16 protein-coding genes are annotated in these 21,660 nt (G+C 61.5%); 5 read left to right on the top strand and 11 right to left on the bottom strand.

Annotated elements, in window-relative coordinates; all coding sequences use genetic code 11:
- Positions 1–209 precede the first annotated feature (209 nt).
- Complete coding sequence (locus EA473_RS09955; protein WP_124195512.1) at positions 210–1,751, top strand: amidase; 1,542 nt, start codon at positions 210–212, stop codon at positions 1,749–1,751.
- A gap of 21 nt (positions 1,752–1,772) precedes the next feature.
- Here EA473_RS09955 and EA473_RS09950 read toward each other — a convergent pair whose 3' ends face one another.
- Complete coding sequence (locus tag EA473_RS09950) at positions 1,773–3,203, bottom strand: dihydroorotase (RefSeq protein ID WP_124195511.1); 1,431 nt, start codon at positions 3,201–3,203, stop codon at positions 1,773–1,775.
- A 399-nt stretch (positions 3,204–3,602) separates the two neighbouring features.
- On the bottom strand, positions 3,603–5,030 hold the full coding sequence (locus tag EA473_RS09945; RefSeq protein WP_124195510.1) for an amidohydrolase family protein: 1,428 nt from the start codon (positions 5,028–5,030) through the stop codon (positions 3,603–3,605).
- A 184-nt stretch (positions 5,031–5,214) separates the two neighbouring features.
- Here EA473_RS09945 and EA473_RS09940 point away from each other — a divergent pair, with 184 nt between their 5' ends.
- Complete coding sequence (locus EA473_RS09940) at positions 5,215–5,727, top strand: hypothetical protein (RefSeq protein WP_124195509.1); 513 nt, start codon at positions 5,215–5,217, stop codon at positions 5,725–5,727.
- Between the two features lie 237 nt (positions 5,728–5,964).
- Positions 5,965–7,260: a cytochrome P450 gene (locus EA473_RS09935; protein WP_124195508.1), complete on the top strand. Its 1,296-nt coding sequence runs from the start codon at positions 5,965–5,967 to the stop codon at positions 7,258–7,260.
- A 49-nt stretch (positions 7,261–7,309) separates the two neighbouring features.
- Here the strand turns inward: EA473_RS09935 and EA473_RS09930 are convergent, their stop codons facing one another.
- From EA473_RS09930 to EA473_RS09915, 4 genes are read right to left on the bottom strand one after another with little or no spacing between them, the layout of a single operon-like run.
- On the bottom strand, positions 7,310–9,424 hold the full coding sequence (locus tag EA473_RS09930; RefSeq protein ID WP_243645225.1) for an ABC transporter ATP-binding protein: 2,115 nt from the start codon (positions 9,422–9,424) through the stop codon (positions 7,310–7,312).
- Entirely contained in the window at positions 9,421–10,329 is a 909-nt protein-coding gene (locus EA473_RS09925) for an ABC transporter permease (RefSeq protein ID WP_124195506.1), read from the bottom strand. Before EA473_RS09925 ends, EA473_RS09930 begins: the two co-directional genes overlap by 4 nt.
- Before the next feature lie 19 nt (positions 10,330–10,348).
- Positions 10,349–11,296, bottom strand: coding sequence for an ABC transporter permease (locus EA473_RS09920; protein WP_124195505.1), 948 nt, complete (start codon positions 11,294–11,296; stop codon positions 10,349–10,351).
- A 17-nt stretch (positions 11,297–11,313) separates the two neighbouring features.
- Entirely contained in the window at positions 11,314–13,020 is a 1,707-nt protein-coding gene (locus tag EA473_RS09915; protein WP_124195504.1) for an ABC transporter substrate-binding protein, read from the bottom strand.
- A gap of 118 nt (positions 13,021–13,138) precedes the next feature.
- On the opposite strand from EA473_RS09915, the gene EA473_RS09910 reads away from it, so the two are divergent.
- A complete protein-coding gene (locus EA473_RS09910) occupies positions 13,139–14,689 on the top strand; it encodes an amidase (protein ID WP_165875247.1) in 1,551 nt (516 codons plus the stop codon).
- Positions 14,690–14,857: 168 nt separating this feature from the next.
- Positions 14,858–17,023, top strand: coding sequence for a hydantoinase B/oxoprolinase family protein (locus tag EA473_RS09905; RefSeq protein ID WP_207890165.1), 2,166 nt, complete (start codon positions 14,858–14,860; stop codon positions 17,021–17,023).
- A 147-nt stretch (positions 17,024–17,170) separates the two neighbouring features.
- On the opposite strand, the gene EA473_RS09900 is transcribed toward EA473_RS09905, so the two are convergent.
- The 5 genes from EA473_RS09900 to EA473_RS09880 all read right to left on the bottom strand — a co-directional run bounded on the left by EA473_RS09900 (position 17,171) and on the right by EA473_RS09880 (position 21,549).
- Positions 17,171–18,349, bottom strand: coding sequence for an NAD(P)/FAD-dependent oxidoreductase (locus EA473_RS09900; RefSeq protein WP_165875246.1), 1,179 nt, complete (start codon positions 18,347–18,349; stop codon positions 17,171–17,173).
- Positions 18,350–18,621: 272 nt separating this feature from the next.
- Complete coding sequence (locus EA473_RS09895; protein WP_124195501.1) at positions 18,622–19,002, bottom strand: RidA family protein; 381 nt, start codon at positions 19,000–19,002, stop codon at positions 18,622–18,624.
- 117 nt (positions 19,003–19,119) lie between these two features.
- On the bottom strand, positions 19,120–19,623 hold the full coding sequence (locus EA473_RS09890) for a nucleoside deaminase (RefSeq protein ID WP_165875245.1): 504 nt from the start codon (positions 19,621–19,623) through the stop codon (positions 19,120–19,122).
- A 184-nt stretch (positions 19,624–19,807) separates the two neighbouring features.
- A complete protein-coding gene (locus EA473_RS09885) occupies positions 19,808–20,761 on the bottom strand; it encodes an electron transfer flavoprotein subunit alpha/FixB family protein (protein WP_124195499.1) in 954 nt (317 codons plus the stop codon).
- On the bottom strand, positions 20,758–21,549 hold the full coding sequence (locus EA473_RS09880; RefSeq protein WP_124195498.1) for an electron transfer flavoprotein subunit beta/FixA family protein: 792 nt from the start codon (positions 21,547–21,549) through the stop codon (positions 20,758–20,760). The genes EA473_RS09885 and EA473_RS09880 overlap by 4 nt, the downstream gene beginning before the upstream one ends.
- Between the last annotated feature and the right edge of the window lie 111 nt (positions 21,550–21,660).

The following is a 21,660-nucleotide window of genomic DNA, read 5'->3' as shown; positions in this document are numbered from 1 at the left end:
TCTGCTGGAAGCCATTTTCGGTGCGACCGCGACCCGTCCTGCGGTCGCACCGATAAATCGGTACAGCAAATCGTATGAGGGGGATCCGACCGTTTCGTCCGACCGTTTCCCTGCGGTCGGAGTCGCTCACGTGATCGAATTTTCTGTGTTTCCCCGAAAACAAACGGATATTTAATACCGAGAAGTAACAAGGATGTACCGAGAGCCCAATGAGTGATCTCCCACCGAATCTAAGAGAGCCGACGGTCGCAGACGTCAAGCGATATGCTGAACGGAACAATTTACACATCTCCGACGCCGAAGCGGAGGAGTATCGCGACCTCATCGGCTCGAAACTGACTGTCTTCGAACTGCTCGAGGGGTTTCAGGAGCCGACGCCGACGATCGCGTACACGGATCGCGATCCGGGGTACCGACCCGGCGAGGACGAGGATCCGTACAACGCGTTCGTCACCAAGTGTCGGGTAAGCGGGAACTCGAACGGGCCGCTAGCCGATTACGACGTCGCCGTCAAAGACAACGTGGCGGTCGCACACGTGGAGATGACGTCGGGATCGAAAACGCTAGAGGGGTTCGTTCCGTCGTTCGACGCGACCGTCGTCCACGAGTTGCTGGACGCCGGCGCGACGATCGTCGGGAAGACGAACCTCGACGAGTTCGCCGTCTCCGGAAGCGGTGAACTGACCGCGACGGGCCCCATCCTGAACCCACGAAATGACGATTATCTGGCCGGCGGCTCCTCCGGTGGGTCGGCGATCGCAGTCATTACCGGCGACGCCGATATCGCGCTGGGAACCGATCAGGCGGGATCGATTCGGACGCCAGCGGCGTGGTGTGGCTGTGTCGGACACAAGCCGACGTACGGACTCGTCCCCTACACGGGGGCCATTCCGGGCGGGCCCACGTACGACCACGTGGGGCCGATGGCCCGCACCGTCGAAGACTGTGCGCTCGCCATGGAGGCGATGACGGTCGAGGACGAACTCGACCCTCGTCAGCCGGCTATCAACCCTCAGAAATACGCCGACGCCCTCCGCAACGACGTCGACGACCTGACTATCGGCGTACTCGAGGAGGGATTCGAAACCATGCACAGCGAACCGTCGGTCGATCAGACCGTCCGTGACGCCGTCGACCGACTCGCCGACTTCGGTGCGGACGTCGAACGCGTCTCGGTTCCGTGGCACAGCGACGGTATTCTCGTCTGGCTCGGCGTCGCAACCGGCGAAAGCGCCGCGTTGCTTCGGGACAACGGGCAGGGATATTACATGGACGGACACTACCACACGCAGTACCTCCGGGAGCTCGCCCGGGTCAAAAAGGCCAACGCCGACGAACTCGCACCGACGGTGAAACTCAAAATGATGCTCGGCGAGTACCTCCAGTCGGAACACGACGGCTACTACCACGCCAAAGCCCAGAACCTTCGACGCGAGCTTCGGAAGGCCTACGACGACGCGCTAGCGGAGGTCGACGTTCTCGCGATGCCGACGACACCGACGACGGCGTTCGAACTGAAAGAGGACCTGACGCTTACGGACAAGGTAAACAGGGCCCAGGGGAAAGACGGCCGCACGACGAATACGATGCCGTTTAACATGACTGGACACCCGGCGACGACGGTCCCCTGTGGGACGAACGGCGACGGCTTGCCGGTCGGGTTGATGTTCGTCGGTGACCGATTCGACGACGCGACCACCCTCCGGGCTGCTCACGCGTTCGAAACGAACACGGACTGGCTCGACGAGTAAAAAACGGCGTTTTCGACTCGGTTACTCCGACGGGACGCCGCTGTCGAGGCGCGGCATGAACTCGCTGTCGCCGGGTTCGGCGACGAGCTGGTCGTCTTCGACGACGACCTCACCGTCGACGATGGTGTGGGTCGGCAGTCCCGTGAGTTCCCAGCCGTGGAAACTGGAGTATCGGGGCTCCATCGTGTGGAAGAAGTCGTCGTCGACCGTGTCGCTTTTGTCCAGGTCGACGATCACCATGTCCGCGTCGGCTCCTTCGGCGAGGATGCCCTTTCGCGGGTACATCCCCCACATCTTCGCGTTGTTCGTCGAACACACTTCGACGACCCGCTCCATGCTGATGCGGTTCTGATTGACGCCCTCGCTCATCATCACCGGCAGCATGTACTCCATCCCGTTGTTGTCGCCGGGGATGGCGTTCCAGACGTCGCCGTACTTGCCCTCGCCTTTCTCTTTGGCATCGCGGTCGTGCGGGCAGTGGTCGGTGCCGATGTAATCGATGACGCCGTTTCGAAGCCCCTCCCAGAGTCGCTTCTTCGTTCGCGCACCGCGAACCGGTGGCGAAATCTTGCCCCAGACGCCCATGTCGTCTTCGTACGTGTGTGCGAGAAACGCCGGAAGCGTCTCCGCGTGAAGCTGGACGCCGCGGTCCTGGAACCGCTTTGCGACGTCGACGCTCTCGCCGGCGCTCATGTGGACGACGTACGAGTTCGAATCGGTGAACTCGGTCAGGTGACCGATGTTCTCGACCATCATCGACTCGCCGATGTTCGGCGAGGACTCCTTCCAGGCCTCGAGGTCGTTTCGTCCCTCCTCCTGTATCTCCTCGCGGCGAATCTTCGCGAGGTCGGCGTTTTCCGCGTGGAACATCGTCACGCCGTGGTTCATCTGTGCCACCTGCTTCATCACGTGGTACACTCGGTCCTCGTAGGACTCGTCGATTCCCAGCTCCGGGGCGACGTACTTGTACCAGACGTACCGAAGCTTGTACGATCTGATCCCCTCGTCGTGAAGCCCCCAGACCTCGTCGACGTGGTGTGGTTTGTTGATGTTCGCGTGAAACGAGAAGTCGATGAAGGAATTTTCCTCGCCGGCTTTCACGTAGTAGTCCAGATCGGGGAGGTACTCCTGTTCCGAGTAGGAGAGGAAGCTAATAAACGAGGTGACGCCGCCGTGGACGGCTCCTCGAGTCTCCGTCTCGAAGTCGGATTTGAACTGTTCTTTGTAGTCGTCGGAAGCCGCGTTGATCCCGAGGTGGACGTGGGGGTCGATGAAGCCGGGGAGCAGGAAGTTCCCCTCCGCATCGATCTCCCGTTCGGCATCCGGAAGATGTGTTTCGCTCCCGACCGCGACGATTTTTCCGTCGTCCGCCGCGACACCACCCTTGAACGAGTTGTTCGCGTTGACGACTGTTGCGTTCGTGACTTTAAGATCGACTGTCGGACTGGTCATCTGGTATCAGTTCAGTAGTTGGCCCCACATTACTTATAACCTGTTCCGACTATCGTAGCCGCTCGGACGGCGAAACGTGGCCAACGTGCATTAGAATTCGTCGAAACGATTTATACGGTCTGCTGTAAGTCATTACCGCTACACCCGGTGAACGGGTCCCGGGGGTGGCGGTAAACAGTTACAACAATCCGTATCAGTGGCTACTACAGGATACCTCGTCGAGACGATGGCGACCCATTCCGTCGCCACCCCCGACTCCCCACATGCCGAATTCACCCGTCGGTTGGCCCGCTCGAGGATCGGTTCACCTATCCGAATACGATCGCGAGGGAGTTCCTCGATCCGCAATGGAGTATTACTCGTCGATCGACGAAATCCCCGCACTCGGGAAATACGCTGTTACTGCTGTGGTGAGCCGAGCCCGGATTTCTCTCCGATTCGCGCGGCTGCGTCCTCGACTCGTTCGGAGAGGGTCGGATACTCCCGTTCGACGCCGATTGCGGTGCCGTCTTCGACGACCACCCGACCGTTACAGACGACGGTGTCGACTTCGGTCCCCTGCGCTTGATACACGAGCGCGGAGACGACGTCCGGTGCCGGTTTGAGGTGTGGCTGATCGAAGTCTAGCAGGACGAGGTCGGCGTCTTTCCCCGACTCTAGCGAACCGAGTTTCGCTCCCTTTCGAATCGTTCTCGCCGCTTCGATCGTGGCCATATCGAAGACGTCCTGCGGTTGCATGACGCCCGGATCGTGGTGGTGGCCTTTGTGTGAGAGCGCAGCGAGTCGGAGGTCGGCGAGGACGTTTACGGTGTCGCTGAGAATCGAGTTGTCGGTGCCGATTCCGACCTGAACACCCAGATTCCGCATCGACGGGACGGGTGCGAATCCGTTCCCGAGCGCCATGTTCGAGGCGACGTTGTGTGCGACGCGCGTATCGGTTTCGGCGAGGATCCGGAGGTCCCTGTCGTCGACGTGAACGCAGTGGCCCAGCAGTGCGTGTTCGCCGAGGGAGTCGACGTTCCGGAGGTGTTCGATCGGCGACAGCGCCCCGTCGCTTTGTACGGGTGCCTCCGCGGTGTGGATCGTCGTCATGACGTCGTGGGTCTCGGCGAACTCGTATGCTCCGGCGAGTCCGTCGTCGGTCATCGCCTCGATGACGACGGGTGCGACCCAGATTTCGAGCCGCCCGTTCGAACTCCCGTGATGGTCCTCGACCAGCGACTCGAGTTCGTCGCGCCAGACGTCGAACTCGGCCACGTACTCGTCCTGATCGGGGTGTTCGAACGTGGGTTCCCGTGCAGTGATACGATCGATGAGCGCCTGAAAGCCGCTGTCGACCGGCCGATCACGGATGCCGCGTGCGTAGATGGTCCGGACCCCTGCCGCATCGAACGCGCGAAACTTCGACCGCAGACTCGCTTTTTCGCCGACCTGCATCTCGGCATCGTTGTCGACGAAGGTGGTTATGCCGCTGCACAGTGCCTCCTGTGAGTACAGTGCAGCCGCGATCTCGTGCTCGGTCTCCGTCATGACGGACGTACCCGGCTGTTTGACGTTGAACAGCCAGTCGTACAGCCCGCGATCGGCTGTATCTCGCCCTCTGAGGAGAATGTCCGATACGTGTGTGTGGGTGTTGATCAGGCCCGGGATCACGACGTGATCGGTCGCATCGATCTCGCGATCGGCATCGAACGAGTCTTCGAGATCCGCCGTCTCACCGACGGCAGCAATCGTTTCGCCGTCGATCGCGACGGCACCATCCGTAACGACCTCTCGGTCGGCGTTTTGCGTCACGATCGTCCCGTTTTTGACGAGTAAATCGACCATCGATACCCCAACCTTCCGGAATCAAATATAAGTGAATTCTGATGCACAGGCTGCGATCGGTGCGGTGGGGCGTGACCGCTCTGGCGCGTTCGGTCCATCCAATCGCCAATTCGGACACGTAATGACAGAATACTCTAATTATCCCTCCGCAATGTTTAATAGGTAATAGTTTATCATGGGTAATATGGCTGGCGCTAACACACAGCAAGCCGAGGAAGCGAGTAGAGAACCCGTCAACGTCAATCTTCGGTGGGGTCCGAACACGATCGTTCAGGTTCTACTCGGAATCTGGGCGGTGTGGTGGACGATCGTCTTCGCGACGAACTTCTTCGACGGGCTGATCAATCTCGGCGTTCTTGGCGAGGGATGGACGTTCGCGTCCGGGAATTACGGCTTCTTGCTCATGGTGACGGACGTCCACGGCACACCCGAAGCCCTCGTTGCTCTCCTGTTTGCGGGAGGGGTACTCTGGGAACTGCTGATTGCGTTGCTCATGTGGCAGGCGCTCGTTGGTGCGCTCTCGGGGACGCCCTCGAGAGAACACGTCTACCGGGCGTTTGTCGTCGCCATCGGCTTTTTCGGTGCGTTTATGATCATGACGGAGGTCTTTATCGCGTACGACCTCGCTAACACCCACGTTCGCCTGCTGATCGCGACGCTCGTGTCGCTGTTCGTGGTCGATCGGTTCCTGAACTAGGTCGTCACACCATCGACCTTCACCCCTTCACCGTCTACTTATTTCGGAAGTACCTCCGTCGTTATTGACATCTCTCCTCGTACGGATTCCTGTACCGATGTACCGGCGCACCCGGCGATCGGTGTGGAACTCGTTTCGGTTGTTGCTATATAGCGAGGTGCCTCTCGACACCGAATCTCGACGGTAATCAGTTCCGCGTCGCAAGCTACATGTGTCATTGGCAAGTATTAGCATGCAGTGTCAACTCAGGACTGTCCCCCAGCAGTCGGAACCGTATCGGAGTACGACGAAAACCCGTTTCGACGCCTCGAGCAGTGGGGAGAACACGGGGATGTGGTTCGAATAACCGGATCCGAAACCGACCGCCACGTGTTGTCCCACCCGTCCGATATCGAACGGATGTTTTTCGAGCATCAGGACATCCTCGAGAAACACATGGTCGGACAGACGTCCGTCGCCACCAAGAGCGTCGGCAGCGTCTACGGCGATCAGTGGCGGGCCCAGCGTAGCGTCCAGCAGCCGTATTTCGGACCGGATCGGGTTCGATCGAACTGTTCGACGTTCGGGGAGATTGCCAGAAACGTCGTCGACGAGGTCGTCACCGGCGAGCGGATCGACGTTCACGAACTGATGCGACGAACGGCGGTCAGGGTGATACTGCGAACGATCTTCGGTGACGAGCATGTTTCGGACGACATCCTCGAGTGTTCGGCTCCGATCGTCGACTGGCACGAGGCCAAGGCAGCGGACGGCGAGATACCGCCGGAGATAACGGATCGGTTCGAGTCGGCTCACGCGACGCTGGTCGATCGGATCGATACCCTGATCGAAAAACGGCGCCGGTCGGATGACGCCGGGAAACTGGACGACGATGGCGGGCTCATTCCGGTACTGCTCGCCGCCGGCCCGGACAGCGACGCACAGTACACGACCGATCGGATCCGCGACGAGATGCTCGCGAAGTTCTTCTCGGCACACAGGACGACGTCGGAACTGTGGACGTACTGTCTGTATACGATCGCCACTTCCCCAGACATCGAACGGGAGTGTCTCGCGGAACTCGAGTCGGTCGCACCGGACGGCCGACTCGGAGCGCAACACGTCGACGAACTCGAATACGTCGAGCGGGTGCTTCGGGAAGTACTGCGGCTGTATCCGCCTGCACCGGTGTTGTCACGGCAGCTGTCGGCTGACGTTTCCCTCGATGAGTACACGCTTCCGGCAGGCGACGTCGTCTACTTTCCGGCGATCACCGTCCATCGGGACGAGCGGTGGTGGGACGAGCCGGAACGGTTCGTTCCGAATCGGTTCGAAACCGACCAGCCCCGGCATTCGTTCGCGTACTTCCCGTTCGGAGTCGGACCGCGCCGGTGTCCCGGGGAGGAGTTTACGCTCGCAGCGTCGAAAGTCGTTCTCGGAGAACTCCTCTCGGCGTTTTCGTTCGAACGCGATACCAATACCGATCAGCTCGGGGACCGTCCGGCAGGGGTGTTGAACTCGCCCGTCTACCTCCGTCCCCGACGGCGAGAATGACACCGAACTGGTAGAAAAGCGCCCCGAACCGTCGAACGCCGAGGCGGCGTTACTGTGGCTCGCCCGGATCGACCATCTGTGACTTCGCGGAGACGTCGATCGTCGTTTCGTACTCGTCGGTCGGATTTCCGTCGCTATCGAACAGGTGACAGCTGATCTCGTGGTTGCCGTCGATCGTCCGTTGCTCAGGGTTCTTCGTCTCACACTCCGGCATCGCCTGTGGACATCGGGTGTGGAACCGACAGCCACTCGGCGGGTGGATCGCACTCGGAAGCTCGCCGTCCGGGTCGATCCGTTCCTCGTCGACGTCCGGATGGTGTTTCGGAATCGACGAGAGGAGAATCTCGGTGTACGGGTGATACGGTGGCTCGAACACCTGCTGGACGGTCCCGAACTCGACAATCTCCCCGAGATACATCACGCCGATGTGATCGGAGATGTGCTGGACGACGTTCAGGTCGTGGGCGATGAACAGGTAGGTCAGATCGTACTTCTCCTGCAGATCGTCGAGCATGTTGATGATCTTCGCCTGCACGCTCACGTCGAGTGCGCTGACCGGTTCGTCGGCGACGATGAAATCCGGCTCGACCGCCAGCGCACGAGCGATTCCGATTCGCTGTTTCTGCCCACCGCTGAACTCGTGTGGATACCGGTTCAGGTGGCGCTCGCTCATTCCGACGTCCTCGAGGAGTTCGACGACCCGTTCTCGTTTCTCCTCGCTGTTTGCGACCTGATCGTGGACCTCGAGGGGCCGTCCGATGATGTCCAGAACCGTCTTCTGGGGATTCAGACTCGAGAACGGGTCCTGAAACACCATCTGGACCTCCGATCGAAGGTTTCGCAGCTCCGATCGTCCCATCTCGGTGATATCGTCGCCGGAGTAGACGATCGTTCCCTCGTCCGGTTCGTACAACCTGAGGAGGACTCGACCGAGCGTACTCTTTCCGCAGCCGCTCTCTCCGACGATTCCCAGGGTTTCTCCCCTGTGGACGGTCAACGACACGTCTTCGACCGCGTGGACGTAGTCGCGGTCGCCGAGGTACTTCTCGAACCACGACTGGTTCTCGGGATCGAAGTACTTCTGGAGGCCGTCGGCTTCGATGATCGGTTCACCGAAGTTCGTCCCCTCGACGGGCGTTTCGTCGGTGGTCCGGTCCGGTACGATCGAGGTGTCGAAGTCTATCTCGTCGAGTTTGAGACACGCCGACGTGTGGGCACCACCCGCTCCGGCCGGTTCCAGGGGCGGCTCGATCTGCTTGCACTCCTCGGTCGCGTACTCACACCGCGGACGGAACGAACACCCGGACGGGTTGTCGATGAGGTCGGGCATGTTTCCGGGGATCGCCTCGAGCCGTTCTCGTGGATCGTTCAGACGCGGAACGGCGTTCATCAGCCCGACCGTGTACGGGTGTTTCGGCGAACTGAATATCTCCCCGACCGGCCCCTCTTCGATCTTCTTTCCGGCGTACATCACGCTGACCCGGTCGCACATCTCGGCGACCAGCCCCATGTCGTGGGTGATTAGCTGAATGCTGAGGCCGTGCTTTTCCTGGAGATCGTCCAGTAGATCCAGTATCTGTGCCTGTATCGTCACGTCGAGCGCGGTCGTCGGCTCGTCGGCGATGATCAGGTCCGGATCGCAGGAGAGAGCCATCGCGATGAGCGCTCGCTGTCGCATACCGCCGCTGAACTGGTGTGGATAGGAATCGACTCGTTCCTCGGGATCCGGTATGCCGACGTCCTCGAGCAGTTTGATCGTCCGTTCGCGAGCCTCGGATTTCGAGCAGTCGTTGTGCGTGAGTATCGTGTCGATGATCTGGGTTCCGACGGTGTACGCTGGATTGAGAGCGGTCATCGGATCCTGGAAGATCATGGCGATTTCGTCGCCCCTGATCGAGCGCAGCTCCTCCTGAGAGAGCGTTCGGAGGTCACGCCCTTTATACCGGATTTCGCCACCGACGATCTGACCGGGGTTGTCGATCAGCCCGATCACCGAGAGCCCGGTTACAGTCTTTCCCGCGCCGCTCTCGCCGACGACGCCGTACGTTTCGCCGCGTTCGATCGAGAAGCTCACGCCGTCGGCGGCCTTGACGGTGCCACGGTCCGTCCGAAACTCCGTCCTGAGGTTCTCGACCTCGAGCAGCGGTTCGTCGGACGAACTCACTGGAATCCACCTCCGATCGTTCCGTCTTCCTGTGCGTCGAGTGAGTCACGAAGCCCGATGCCGAGGAACGTCAAGCCGAGGACGGTGACGATGATCGCAAGCCCCGGGAAGATGCTCATCCAGGGGTTGACCGTCAGGACTTCCTGTCCCTCGCTGATCATGATTCCCCACGTTACGGTCGGTGGCTGGGCGCTCAGACCGAGATACGAGAGGGCAGCCTCCACGAGGATCGCGAACGCGAACGTAATCGTCGCCTGGACGATGACCGTCGGAAAGAGATTCGGAAACATCTCCTTGAACATGACGTTCCAGCTTCGCTCGCCGTACGCGACGGCAGCCGTCACGTACTCTTCTTCGCGGACAGAGAGAGCGCTACCACGCGTAATCCGTAACATCAGTGGCGTGTATGCGATTCCGAGCGCCAAAATTGTTCTGTTTAGGCCGGGTCCCAAGATTGCGATGACGACGAGCGCGAGCAGGATGCTCGGGAACGCCAGCATGACGTCGACCGCCCGCATGATCGCTTCGTCGACGTACCCCCGGAAGAAGCCCGAGACGAGGCCGAACGTGACGCCGGCGATCGTCGCGAATCCGACGGAGAGAACGGCGACTTGCAGGCTCGCTCGTGCGCCGACGACCGTCCGGGTAAACACGTCTCGACCGTAGTGGTCCGTCCCGAACGGGTGTGCCATGGACGGTCCGGCGAGACGGCTGGCGGAGTCCATCGCCGTCGGGTCACGTGGGACGATGATCGGCCCTGCGATCGCGAAGAAGAGATAGCCGATAACGATCACGAGACCGATCACTCCCAATCGGTGCGACCTGAAACGTTTGTACGCGAGGTGAAACTGGCTCCCGTCGTGGAAGCCGTTTCGAGCAAATGATACGATTTTTCCGTATACCATCAGTTTTCACTCTCCATTGTTAGTAGCTTATCCGCGGGTTCAGATAGCCGTAGACGATGTCGACGACCAGGTTGACGAGAATAAACGTCCCGGCCAGGATCAGGAGGCTCATCTGAACGATGGGGTAGTCCCTGTTCAAAAGCCCGTTCAGGATCAACTGACCGACGCCACCGTAGGCGAACACCGTCTCGATGACGACGACGCCGCCGATCAGGAACCCGAACTGCATCCCGAGCATCGTGACGTACGGAATCAGCGCGTTCTTGAGCGTGTACTTCCAGACGATCCGCTTTTTCGGATGGCCGAACGCTCGAGCGGTGGTGACGTAGTCTTTGTTCAACTGATCGATCATCTCCGAACGCATGTATCTGGTCAACACAGCAGCAGCCAGTATGCCGAGCGAGACGCCCGGAAGGATCAGATGCCGGATGTTCTGTACCGGATCCTCCGTGAACGCCACGGAGCCCGACGCCGGAAGCACGCCGAGATACCTCCCGAAGATTAGCGCGAGCATGATACCGAGCCAGAAGTTCGGAATCGCGATACCGATCTGGGAGAAAAACAGCGTGGCCTGATCCGTCTTCGTGCTCCGGTTGAGCGCACCCATGATCCCGAGCGGGAGGGAGATGACGACGGCGATTGCCAGTGCGAACAGCGCGAGTTCGATCGACTTGGGGAATCGCTCGACGATCAGCGTCAGGACTGGCTGGTTGGAGATCAGACTGTTGCCCCAGTCGCCGGTGAGCGTTCCGACGAGCCAGTCACTGTACTGGACGTACAGCGGATCGTTCAACCCCATTTCCTGACGGACGCCTTCGACGGCCTCGCGGTCGGCGAACCGTCCGAGTGTGACTCTGGCGGGGTCGCCGGGAACTAAATGAACGATTCCAAAGATCAGGATGGACGCACCGAACAGTACCCAGATACTGACGAAGAGGCGTTTTGCAGCGTAACTAAGTATACTCATCAATACCTACTGAGTAGTTACTGATCTAGCCAGGTACCGTGAATGTCGAGGTTCGATCCCCACGGATGGGTACTGTACCCCTGAACGGACTCGTTGTACGCGGTGATCTGGTCGGGGTGACAGACGACACACCGAATCGGATCGTCGACCATCATTCGCTGAACTTCCGCGAAGATGCTCAACCGTTCCTCAGGATCCTCTTCGGTGAGCCCCTCTTCGTCCCACATCTGATAGATCGTCTCGTGTTCTTCGTACATGTAGTTGAAGAACGGCGGGTCGTCCTCCTCGTAGCGCCAGAAGCCACGAAGTGCAGAGAGACTCGGCGCGCCGAACAGGTCTTCGACGGCGATGTCGAACTCGCCGGCCCACATGCGGTCGGACCAGACGGTCTGCTCGTACTCCTGGAGGTCGGGAGCGAAGCCGGCGGCCTCGAGGTTTTCGGCCGTGATCTGGCCGAGTTCGCGCATGTCGTCTCGTTCGGCCGTCGAGATGAGGGTTACTTCCGGTTCGTCGAAACCGGCCTCGTCGAGCAGTGCCCGTGCGGCGTCGGGATCCGCCCCCATCGAGTGGGGGTTGTAATCGATGTGATACGGACTCCCCTCGGGGAAGTAGTTCTGCGTCGCCGTCGCCTGGCCGTTGTAGATGATGTCGACCATCGCGTTCCGGTCGATCGCCTCCGAGATCGCCTGTCTGACCTCCGGGTGGGTCGTCGGGTAGTCTTCGCCGCGGTTCTCCTCGGTCTCTTCCGTCGGGTTGATCAACAGATCGAGGATCGCGAACGAGTCGGTCTGGTCGACGACGGTCGCATCGTCGTCTTCTAGCTGTGAGAGGAGATCGAAGGGAACGTCGACGACGATGTCGACGTCGCCTTGCATGATCTCGGTCATCCGTCCGGATCCGTCCGGGATCGGTCGGAAGACCACTTCGTCGACGTACGGATACTCGTCGTGCCAGTAGTCGTCGAACCTCGTGAGGGTGAGCTGTTCGCCGGTCACCCAGTCCTCGAAGACGAACGGGCCGGTCGCGACGGGCTCGGTCTGCATGTCCATCCCGTCCTCGATTGCGTCGGGCGAATAGATCGGGAACCCGTGCCATCCCGCCATGTAGCTGTCGAACTCGAGTTGACCTTCGTCGAACTCGATGACGAACGTGTGATCGTCTTCGGCGTGCCAATCGGCGATCCCCGCCCACGGTTTGTTCCGCGGCGAGAACCGTTCGGGATCCGTGACGTGATCGAAGTTCCAGGCGATGTCCTCGGCCGTCAGTTCGCGTTCGTGTGGCGGGTGGAAGGTGACGCCCTCGTGGATGTTCATCTCCCACTGCGTGCCGTCGTCGTTCACGTCGACGCTTTCGACGAGCCCGCCCACGACTTCCATGTCGTGGTCGACGCGGAACAGGAAGTCGGTGTTTGCGTACGTGACGATCTGATCCGCCGGCGCAGTCTGCATGTGCCCGTCGAGGTTGGACAGTCCGGTCGACAGCGCAACCTCGAGCGTCCCACCGTCCTGAGGTTCGCCGGCGTCACCGTCGTCGTCGTCCGTTCCGGTTCCGTTTCCGTTCCCACCGTTGCCGTCGGTATCGCCGTTTCCGTTCTCGCCGGCACAGCCGGCCAGCGAGGCGACGCCGAGTGAACTGACGATCGTTGCGTACTGCCGTCTCGTCAGCCCGGTCGACTCGACGTCATCGTATTCCAGGATCGACTCCCCACTGTTAGGCTTTGGCATGATACAATGGATGTCACGTATACTATTTAGTTGTTTCCCTTATATGGTCACTCTTTCTCGTATGAGTGTGGGACAGTTTACCCATACACTTATCTTGTACGTTCATCAGGATTGCACCGTGACCGAAGTACCACCAACGCTTGATCCACCTACGGAGGCAGAGATGGCCGAGTTGGCCGATCAGTTCGGGCTCACCCTTACGGACGAGGATCTGGAGGCCCACAGGGAGCTGATCCAATCGAGATTGGGTGCATTCGAATATCTGGAGGGGCTATCCGTTCCGCCGAAATCACACGAACACCGTACACGCGACCCCGGATACCGACCATCGGCGGACGAGGATCCGCTCAACGCGATCGTGACGAACTGCCGCGTCGAGGGCGAGGAGGATGGCCTGCTGAGCGACCACACCGTCGGTATCAAGGACAATATCGCCGTTCGTGGCGTCGAAATGACCTGTGGTTCTCGGGTACTGGACGGATACATCCCGGCCGAAGACGCGTTCGTCGTCACGCAAGTACTCGACGCCGGCGGGACGATAACCGCGAAGACGAACATGGACGAGATGGCCGTCTCCGGAAGCGGCGAAGTCACCGCGTCGGGCCCGATCGTCAATCCACACAGCGAGGACCACCTGGCAGGCGGTTCCTCGGGTGGCTCGGCGGTCGCCGTCGTCACCGGTCAGGTCGACGTCGCGATCGGCACCGACCAGGCTGGATCGCTGCGCGTCCCTGCGGCCTGGTGTGGCTGCGTCGGGTTGAAACCGACCCACGGACTCGTCTCCTATCGGGGAACGGTTCCGCTCGGCCACTCCTTCGACCACGTCGGACCGATGACCACGACCGTCGACGACAACGCTCGAGTCTTAGAAGCCATCGTCGGTCGCGACCCGCAGGATCCGCGACAGAAGCCGGGTCGATCCGAAGACTACCTCGACGCGCTGACGGACGACCCGTCCGGGTTGACGATCGGCGTTGTCGAGGACGGGTTCGGATCGGAACACGCCGATCCCGCCGTCGATCAGGCCGTCCGCGATGCAGTCGACGACCTCGTCGACCTCGGAGCGGAGAAACGGGAAATCTCGATCGAGGAACACAACGACGGCGTCGTGATCTGTATGGCGGTGCAACTCGAGGAAACCATCGAGATGTGGGAAAGCGACGGCGTCGGGTACTTCACCGGCGGTCAGTACGACGCGCAGTTCGCGGACGTCTTCGGGGCGTTGCGACGGGCGCGTCCGGATCTGTTCGCGCCCACGGTCAAACACATGATGTTGCTCGGCGGCTACCTCCGGAAGAAGTTCCACGGCCGCCACCGGCGCAAAGCTCAGAACCTCCGGAAGTCGCTGACCGAAGCCTACGACGACGTCCTCGAGGAGTGTGACCTCCTCGCGATGCCGACGACGCCGATGACGGCGTTCGAGCGGGAACCGGAGCAAGACCGGACCCAGCTCGTCAACCGCGCGCAGGGAAAAGCTGGCCGGGGACGAAACACGATGCCGTTCGACATGACCGGCCATCCTGCCATGTCGGTCCCGGTCGATACCGTCGACGGGCTTCCGGTCGGGTTGATGCTCGTCGGCAGTCACTTCGACGAACGCGCTATCTTCCGGGCTGCGAGCGCGCTCGAGCGAAACGACGCGACGCTGGACGTGGAGACCGGCGCATGATCGGGGCGGCCTCGTCGGGAAACGGTTATCGTCTTCCAGCGAGACGTACCGACTCGAGACGTGTGTACATGACGAGACAGGACAGCAACGGAGCGACCGGTCGGACATCGGCAGTCGGCTCTGTCAGGAAGGGAACTGTAATGAGCCGTGACTCGGAAGGTGAACGTAATGAGTAAGTCAGACGTGTCACTCGATATCGAACGTATCGATCCGGTTACGTTCCAGATCATCAAGCATCGACTGGTTCGCGTGACTGACGAAGCAGTCGAAGCGCTCAAGCGCGTTTCCGGATCGTCGACGACGAACGAGGGCCACGACCTGATGGTGGCGCTGTATACGAAAGAGGGCGACCTCCTGACTGGCGGGGTCGGATTCTTACATCACTACGTCGGCGCGTCCAAGGCGACCAAACACATCATCGACACGTTCGAGGGGGACATCAACGAGGGAGACACGTTCATCCTGAACGACCCGTATACGGCTGCGTTGCACCCGCCCGACGTCTACATTATCAGTCCGATCTTCTACGAGGGCGAACTGAAGGCGTTCGCCGCGAACTTCGTTCACGTCGGCGACATCGGTGCGATCGATCCGGGCGGATTCTCGCCGAACTCGACGTCGATCTACCACGAAGGGTTCCAGACCCCCGGAATGAAGATCGTCGAAGGGGGAGAGATTCGCCGGGACGTCCTCGATACGATCCTCAACATGAGCCGCGACCCGGGCCGGCTCGAACTCGACTTCCGCTCACAGATCGCGGCGAACAACGTCGCGATCGAGCGGATGCAGGAGATGATCGACGACTTCGGAGCCGACACGGTCGAGGCCGTCGGCGAGGAACTCATCGAGCAATCGCGCGACCAGTTCCGACAGCGGCTCCTCGACTTACCCGACGGGGAGTGGGAAGAGCGGATGTACCTCGACTCCTACCCCGACGACGAGACCTTCACGATCGAGATGACGCTGCGCAAGTCCGGCGATTCGCTCACCTTCGACTTCAGTGGGACCACCGGGCAGAGCGAGTACGGGCTGAACTGTACGCACATCGGGACCGTCGGCGGCGTGCTCGCGCCGCTTTTGCCCCTGATGTGTCACGACATCACGTGGAACGACGGGATCATCAGTCAGGTGGACGTCGAAACGCCCGAAGGGACCGTCGTCAACGCCACGCGGCCGGCACCTGTCTCGATCGCGACCGTCGCGACGTTGCAGGTCTGTAACAGCCTCTCGACGCTCGCCGTCTCGAAGATGCAGGGCTCGAGTGAGTCCTACGACGACCGCGCGACGGCGGTCTGGCACGGCTCACACTGCGGCGTCGGGTTGACGATGCGCAAGGGAGACGAGACGAAAGTCGACATGATCACCGACACGTTCGCGGGCGCCGGCGGTGCCCGCGCGACCGGAGACGGCGTGGATCTCGCCGGCGAAGTGACCAACGTCGTCACGCGGTGGGCGAACGCCGAACGCCACGAGAGCAACCAGCCGTTGCGGTTCCTTGGTCGGAAGTTCACCGCCGATTCGGGCGGTGCCGGTCAATACCGCGGCGGCGTCGGCCACGAGTACGCGGTGACGCCCGTCCCCGAGGAAGGGTTCGACGAGATAATCTCGAGAACGACCGGCCGCGGGGTCTCGATTCCACAATCGATCGGCCTCTTCGGCGGGTATCCGGGCTGTACGATCGAGTTCGCGAAGCTGAAAGGCGCCTCCGGATCCTCGGAGACCGGTTTCCCGAGACCGTCCGACGACGGACACGACGTCGAAAACGTCCAGTGGGGCAACAACGCGCTCGACGACGACGACGCGCTCTACGTCCGTGCGCCCGGCAGCGGTGGATACGGCGACCCGCTGGACCGCGATCCGAACGATGTCGCCAGCGACGTCTCCGACGGGCTGGTTACGCCGGAGACGGCAATCGACGTCTACGGCGTCCCGGTCGACGCCGACGGAACGATCGTCGACGACGTCGAGGAGCGACGGGACGAGCTCTACGCCGAGCGGCTCGAGGCCGGCGACGGCTCGTTCGACCCGCCGATTTCGGCCGCCGACCTCGAGCCGACCGAGTTCGAACTCGGCGTGAACGTCTCGGTCGGTCGCGCCGATGGCGAGTTGTTCGCAGCCTGTGCAAACTGTGACACGCCGCTTGCCAGCGCCTCGGGCGACTGGAAGGCGGCCGTCACCAGTACCGAGAAGCCGATTTCGGCGGCAGGAGCCCACCGCGAGTCGACCGACGACGTCGTGTTGCGGGAGTTCACCTGTCCCGAGTGTGGAACCCTGCTCGACACCGAAGTGGCACTCGCCGACGACGCCCACCTCAGCAGCCGTCTGTTCGAGTAAGAAATCGGTCTATCCGCTTTTCGACCGCTCGTTCGACGAAGTACCCATCGACGTGGCCCGGCTATCCCGTCGATTCGTCTGTAAAAAGGACCCCACCTCGAACCCAGTCGATTCTTTTCGGTGATCGGTCGTCGGTCCGTCGTCGAGTTAGCCGCTGTAGGTGTCGGAGTACCCGTCGAACCGCGAGATCGATACGTCCTCGTAGTACTCGGTCGGCTCGCCGTCGACGATCTGTCGTGAGATGATGTGGCCCGCGATCGGTGCGAGCTGGATCCCCTGTGAGTGAAACGCTGCGATCGAAAAGCCCTCGACGTCGGTCCAGCCGAGGATCGGCCACCGGTCGGGCGTTCGCGATCCCACGCCGACCCACTCCTCGGTTATGTCGGCGTTGAGCAGGAAGGGATACAGTGTCTCGATGACGTCCGTGGCGAGGTCGCGAAACTCGATCGATACGGAGTCACGAACCGTGTCGGGATCGAGCTGTTCGACGTCCTCGTACGTCGTCGACTTGTCGTGTTTCCCGACGTAGATGTCTCCCTCGTGGCTCCCCCGGAAGTAGATCCCCGATTCGTGGTGGTGAGTGTAGGGGAACGTAAACGGCAGCGACCGATCCGGCTCGAGTTGCAGGATGGGTGCCGGCTCGTGGCGGACCGGAAGCGTGAGCCCGACTTTCTCGGCCAGTGATACGTTCCACGGCCCTGCCGTACAGACCACGTGGTCTACGTCTTCGGTTCCCCGCTCGGTCTCGAGTGCCGTCACCGCTCCGTCCTCGACGATCACGTCTTCGACCGCAGTGTTGTTCTCGACGGTCACGCCGTTTTCGGTCGCCCGCTCTAAGAACTCGTAGGCGACTTCCTGTGGCCGGGTGAACCCTTTGTTCGGCCGATATCGCGTCCCCTCGACGTCGTCGGTCCTGAGGTAGGGTACGATCGCGGTCCTGGTGATCTCGTCGCCGGGGAGGTACTCGACCGGTTCGTGCTTTCCGCCGGCGGTGTACAGCCCGGTTTTCGACTCCTTTTTGAGGCTGTCTTCGAGTTCCGCGTCGCCTTCGCTGGTCGTCGCAACCGCGAGGCTTCCGGTCAGGTCGAACCGGGAGTTCGCCTTGGGATCGGAGAAGAAGTCGTTGTAGAGGGAGAGTCCGTAGCGCTTCATCTCGGTCATCGTCTCGTTTCCGGTCCGCCCGAGGATAGCCATCGACCGGTAGGTCGTCTCGGATGCTGGTGACTGGCGCTCGTAGATGGTGACGTCCGCGTCGGTTCGACAGCTCAGATGGTACGCAACGCTCGCTCCGACGATACCGCCACCGATGATTGCATAGGAAGCCATCGTTACTGGTGAGAGAAACCGTGTCCACATAAATCTAGTTTCTGGCGGGCGGTTCCCAGGCGAAAGACGGTATCCCGATTCCGAGACGCCCGGTCGCACGTCGACGTCACGGCGGTCGAAAATCCGTCCATCCCGTCCGCAATCGCTCGAGTGACAGGGACGTTCAGATTCGCCACTTACCAGTCCAACACGCCGTTCAGATTCGCCAGTCCAATGCGGCGTTCGGATCCGTCCGCCCTCGAAAATCCGTCGGCTCCTCGTGATCGCTCAGCTTACTCTTTGGCCGCGATCGCTTCGATCTTTACGGCTGCACCCTTCAGCACCGTCGCCACCTCGACGACGCTTCGCGCCGGCATGTCGCCGGTGAAATACTCCTGGTACACCTCGTTCATCGCGTCGAAATCGTCGATATCGTCGAGATACACCGTCGTCTTGACGACGTCGTCCGCGTCGAGTCCGCTCTCCTCTAGGATTCCGACCAGGTTGTCCAGACACTGACGCGTTTGAACGTCGATCGGTTCGTCGATGAGGACCGAACCGTCGTTTTTCATCGGAACCTGTCCGGCCGTGACGACCAGATCGCCGACTTCCCATCCCTGACTGAAATCTTCCGGTGCGACTGGAACGTCCTCGTTGTGAATAACGCGCGTCATACACCCACTGTGTGAGCAGGTCCGCTTAAAGATATGTGTTTTCCGCCCCCGCTGGGGTTCGAGCGCGACAGAATGTGATCGGTTCCGTGTACCGATCGCAGGCGTTACAGAGCCCGTCTACTCCGACCCGTGTAACTGGGCCGTAAAGGAATCGTCCGGGAGCGGTTTGGACCAGAACCGACTGTGGATCTCCCGCCCGTCGTCCTCGAGCGTCGGGCCCTCGACTTCGACGTCGATCGAGCCGGAGTCGACGACTTCTCGACAGGACATCGACGGCACCATCCCGGTCCCCGAAACGTCCGCCTCCTCTGCGCTCACGCCGTAGACGACCTTCGCGATGCCGGACCAGTAGATCGCGCCGGCACACATCGGACACGGCTCCGTACTCGCGTACAGGATCGCCTGATCGAGTTCCGCTGGCTCGAGAGAGCGCGCCGCCCATCGCGCCAGTTTCAACTCGGGATGGGCCGTCACGTCGCGGTCGCTGTCGACCGTGTTCGCCGACGTCTCGACGACGTCTCCGTCGACGGCGATCAGCGCACCGAATGGGAAGTCCCCGTTTTCCGCCGCCTGCTCGGCGAGTTCGTAGGTTCGTTGGATGAGTTCTTCGCGTTCAGCCATACAGTCACTCTCTCCCATACGACCAAAGTAGTACTGTTTCCACGCCGTTCGTAGATCGGTAAGCGAACCGGGCTAGCGGTAGATCAGGACGGTCGCTTCCAGTTGTTATACTGTCGGAAAGTATACTATTTGCGGTTCCGAATCGTCCGGTTCCGCCGTCAGCGCTACCGCGTCCCCGCTCGTCTTACTGGAACTGCTCGGTCAGCGCGGGGACGACGTCGAAGAGGTCGTCCTGGATGGCGTAGTCGGCGATGTCCATGATCGGCGCGTTCGGATCGGTGTTGATCGCGACGATCGTCTCCGAGCCTTTCATGCCGGCGACGTGCTGGACCGCTCCGGAGATGCCGATCGCGATGTAGACGTCGGGTGTCACCACTTTCCCGGACTGGCCGACCTGTCGGTTCTTCGGTAGCCAACCGCTGTCGACGATCGGGCGCGAAGAGGAGACGGTGGCGTCCAGCGCGTCGGCGAGGTCGTGGATGAGTTCGAGGTTTTCTTCTTCGTCGATGCCGCGACCGACGGAGACGAGGACGTCGGCGTCGCTGATGTCGACGTCGCCGCCGGCGACCTCTTCGAAGCCGGTGACGGTCGCGCCCAGTGCATCTTCGTCGATGTCGGGGTCGAACGCCTCGATCGTGGCGTCACCGGTGCCCTCGGCGGCGGGCCACTCCGCGCCGCGGATGGTGACGACGGCGGGTCCGGACAGCGAGACGGTCGTTTCGACCTTGCCGCCGTACATCTCGCGGGTCGCGCGCAGTTCGTCGCCATCGCTCTCGAGGGCGACGGTATCGGTGACGATGGGAACGTCGAGGCGTGAGGCGACGGCGGGGGCGTAGTCCAGCCCGTTGACGCTGTTGGGCGTGAGGACGTACTGGGCCTCGAGTTCGGTGGCGAGCTGGACGGTGGTCTGGGTGTAGACGCCGTGGTCGAACTCCTCGCCGTAGTCGACGGTGTGGACGGTGTCGACGCCGTCGCGGTCGAGTTTGGGGGCGAAGTCGTCGACGGTGCCGCTGATGACGGCGACGTGGAGGTCGGCGCCGACGTCGTCGGCGAGGGCTCTGCCGGCGGTGAGGAGTTCGTAGCTGACGTCTCTGAGTTCGCCGCGGCGGTGGTCGGCGACCGCGAGAACGGCGCTCATTGTGCCACCCCCTTCTCGCGGAGCAGGTCAGCGAGTTCGGCGGCGGTCTCGTCGGCGTCGCCCTCCCAGACGGTGACGTCGGTCTCGCTTTCGGGTTCGGCCATCTCCTCGAGGGTGAGCGCCGATTCGAGGCCGTCGGCGTCGATGCCGAGGTCGGCGAGATCCTGCACCTCGAGTGGTTTGCGCTGGGCCTGCCGGATACCCCGGAGGCTGGCGTAGCGGGGTTCGTTGATGCCGGTCTGGATCGTCAACACGGCGGGAAGCTCGACGTCGGTCAGCTCCTCGACGCCGCCCTCGAGTTCGCGTCGAACGGAGGCGGTATCGTCGTCGAAGTCGTGGGCGAGGTGGTTGACGACGGCGGCCCACTCGTAGCCGACGGCGTCGGCGAGGGTGACGCCGGTGGCGCCGAAGCTGTCGTCGCCGGACTGGACGCCCGAGAGGACGAGATCTGGCTCCTCGGCGTCGACGACGGCGGCCAGAATCTGGGATTTGAGGCCGACGTCGAGGAGATCGGCGTCGGCGAGAGCGTCGTCCCAGACGCGGATGGCGCGGTCTGGGCCCTTCGCGAGGGCCTGTCGAATGGTCTGTTCGCAGTCGTCGGGACCGATGGTGACGGTGACGATTTCGTCGGCGAGGCCGGCCTCCTGGAGCTGGACGGCCTCCTCGATGGCGTACTCGTCCCACTCGTTGAGGTCGGCACCGAGATAGCGATCGGCGATGGCGGTGCCCTCGATCTCGAACTCGTCTTCGACGGTCGTGACTTCCGTGACCGGAACGAGAATCTTCATACCCGATCACTCTCGTCAGCACTCAATAAGTGTAACTCTTTCACACGGGTCGGTGCCTCGAGCGGTCGGGTCCCTCGAGACCGGCGTCCGAACCCGTCGATCCGGTATAAT

It is taken from the genome of Natrarchaeobius chitinivorans, assembly GCF_003841505.1.
GTDB lineage: Archaea > Halobacteriota > Halobacteria > Halobacteriales > Natrialbaceae > Natrarchaeobius > Natrarchaeobius chitinivorans.
The sequence above is the reverse complement of the archived record's forward strand: the minus strand, read 5'-3'. Positions and strand labels throughout refer to the sequence as shown.

Excerpts from the sequence above, each read along its gene's own strand:
- EA473_RS09955 (WP_124195512.1), top strand. The coding sequence starts at position 210 with ATGAGTGATCTCCCACCGAATCTAAGAGAGCCGACGGTCGCAGACGTC.
- EA473_RS09950 (WP_124195511.1), bottom strand. The coding sequence starts at position 3,203 with ATGACCAGTCCGACAGTCGATCTTAAAGTCACGAACGCAACAGTCGTC.
- EA473_RS09945 (WP_124195510.1), bottom strand. The coding sequence starts at position 5,030 with ATGGTCGATTTACTCGTCAAAAACGGGACGATCGTGACGCAAAACGCC.
- EA473_RS09940 (WP_124195509.1), top strand. The coding sequence starts at position 5,215 with ATGGCTGGCGCTAACACACAGCAAGCCGAGGAAGCGAGTAGAGAACCC.
- EA473_RS09925 (WP_124195506.1), bottom strand. The coding sequence starts at position 10,329 with ATGGTATACGGAAAAATCGTATCATTTGCTCGAAACGGCTTCCACGAC.
- EA473_RS09920 (WP_124195505.1), bottom strand. The coding sequence starts at position 11,296 with ATGAGTATACTTAGTTACGCTGCAAAACGCCTCTTCGTCAGTATCTGG.
- EA473_RS09915 (WP_124195504.1), bottom strand. The coding sequence starts at position 13,020 with ATGCCAAAGCCTAACAGTGGGGAGTCGATCCTGGAATACGATGACGTC.
- EA473_RS09905 (WP_207890165.1), top strand. The coding sequence starts at position 14,858 with ATGAGTAAGTCAGACGTGTCACTCGATATCGAACGTATCGATCCGGTT.
- EA473_RS09900 (WP_165875246.1), bottom strand. The coding sequence starts at position 18,349 with ATGGCTTCCTATGCAATCATCGGTGGCGGTATCGTCGGAGCGAGCGTT.
- EA473_RS09895 (WP_124195501.1), bottom strand. The coding sequence starts at position 19,002 with ATGACGCGCGTTATTCACAACGAGGACGTTCCAGTCGCACCGGAAGAT.
- EA473_RS09890 (WP_165875245.1), bottom strand. The coding sequence starts at position 19,623 with ATGGCTGAACGCGAAGAACTCATCCAACGAACCTACGAACTCGCCGAG.
- EA473_RS09885 (WP_124195499.1), bottom strand. The coding sequence starts at position 20,761 with ATGAGCGCCGTTCTCGCGGTCGCCGACCACCGCCGCGGCGAACTCAGA.
- EA473_RS09880 (WP_124195498.1), bottom strand. The coding sequence starts at position 21,549 with ATGAAGATTCTCGTTCCGGTCACGGAAGTCACGACCGTCGAAGACGAG.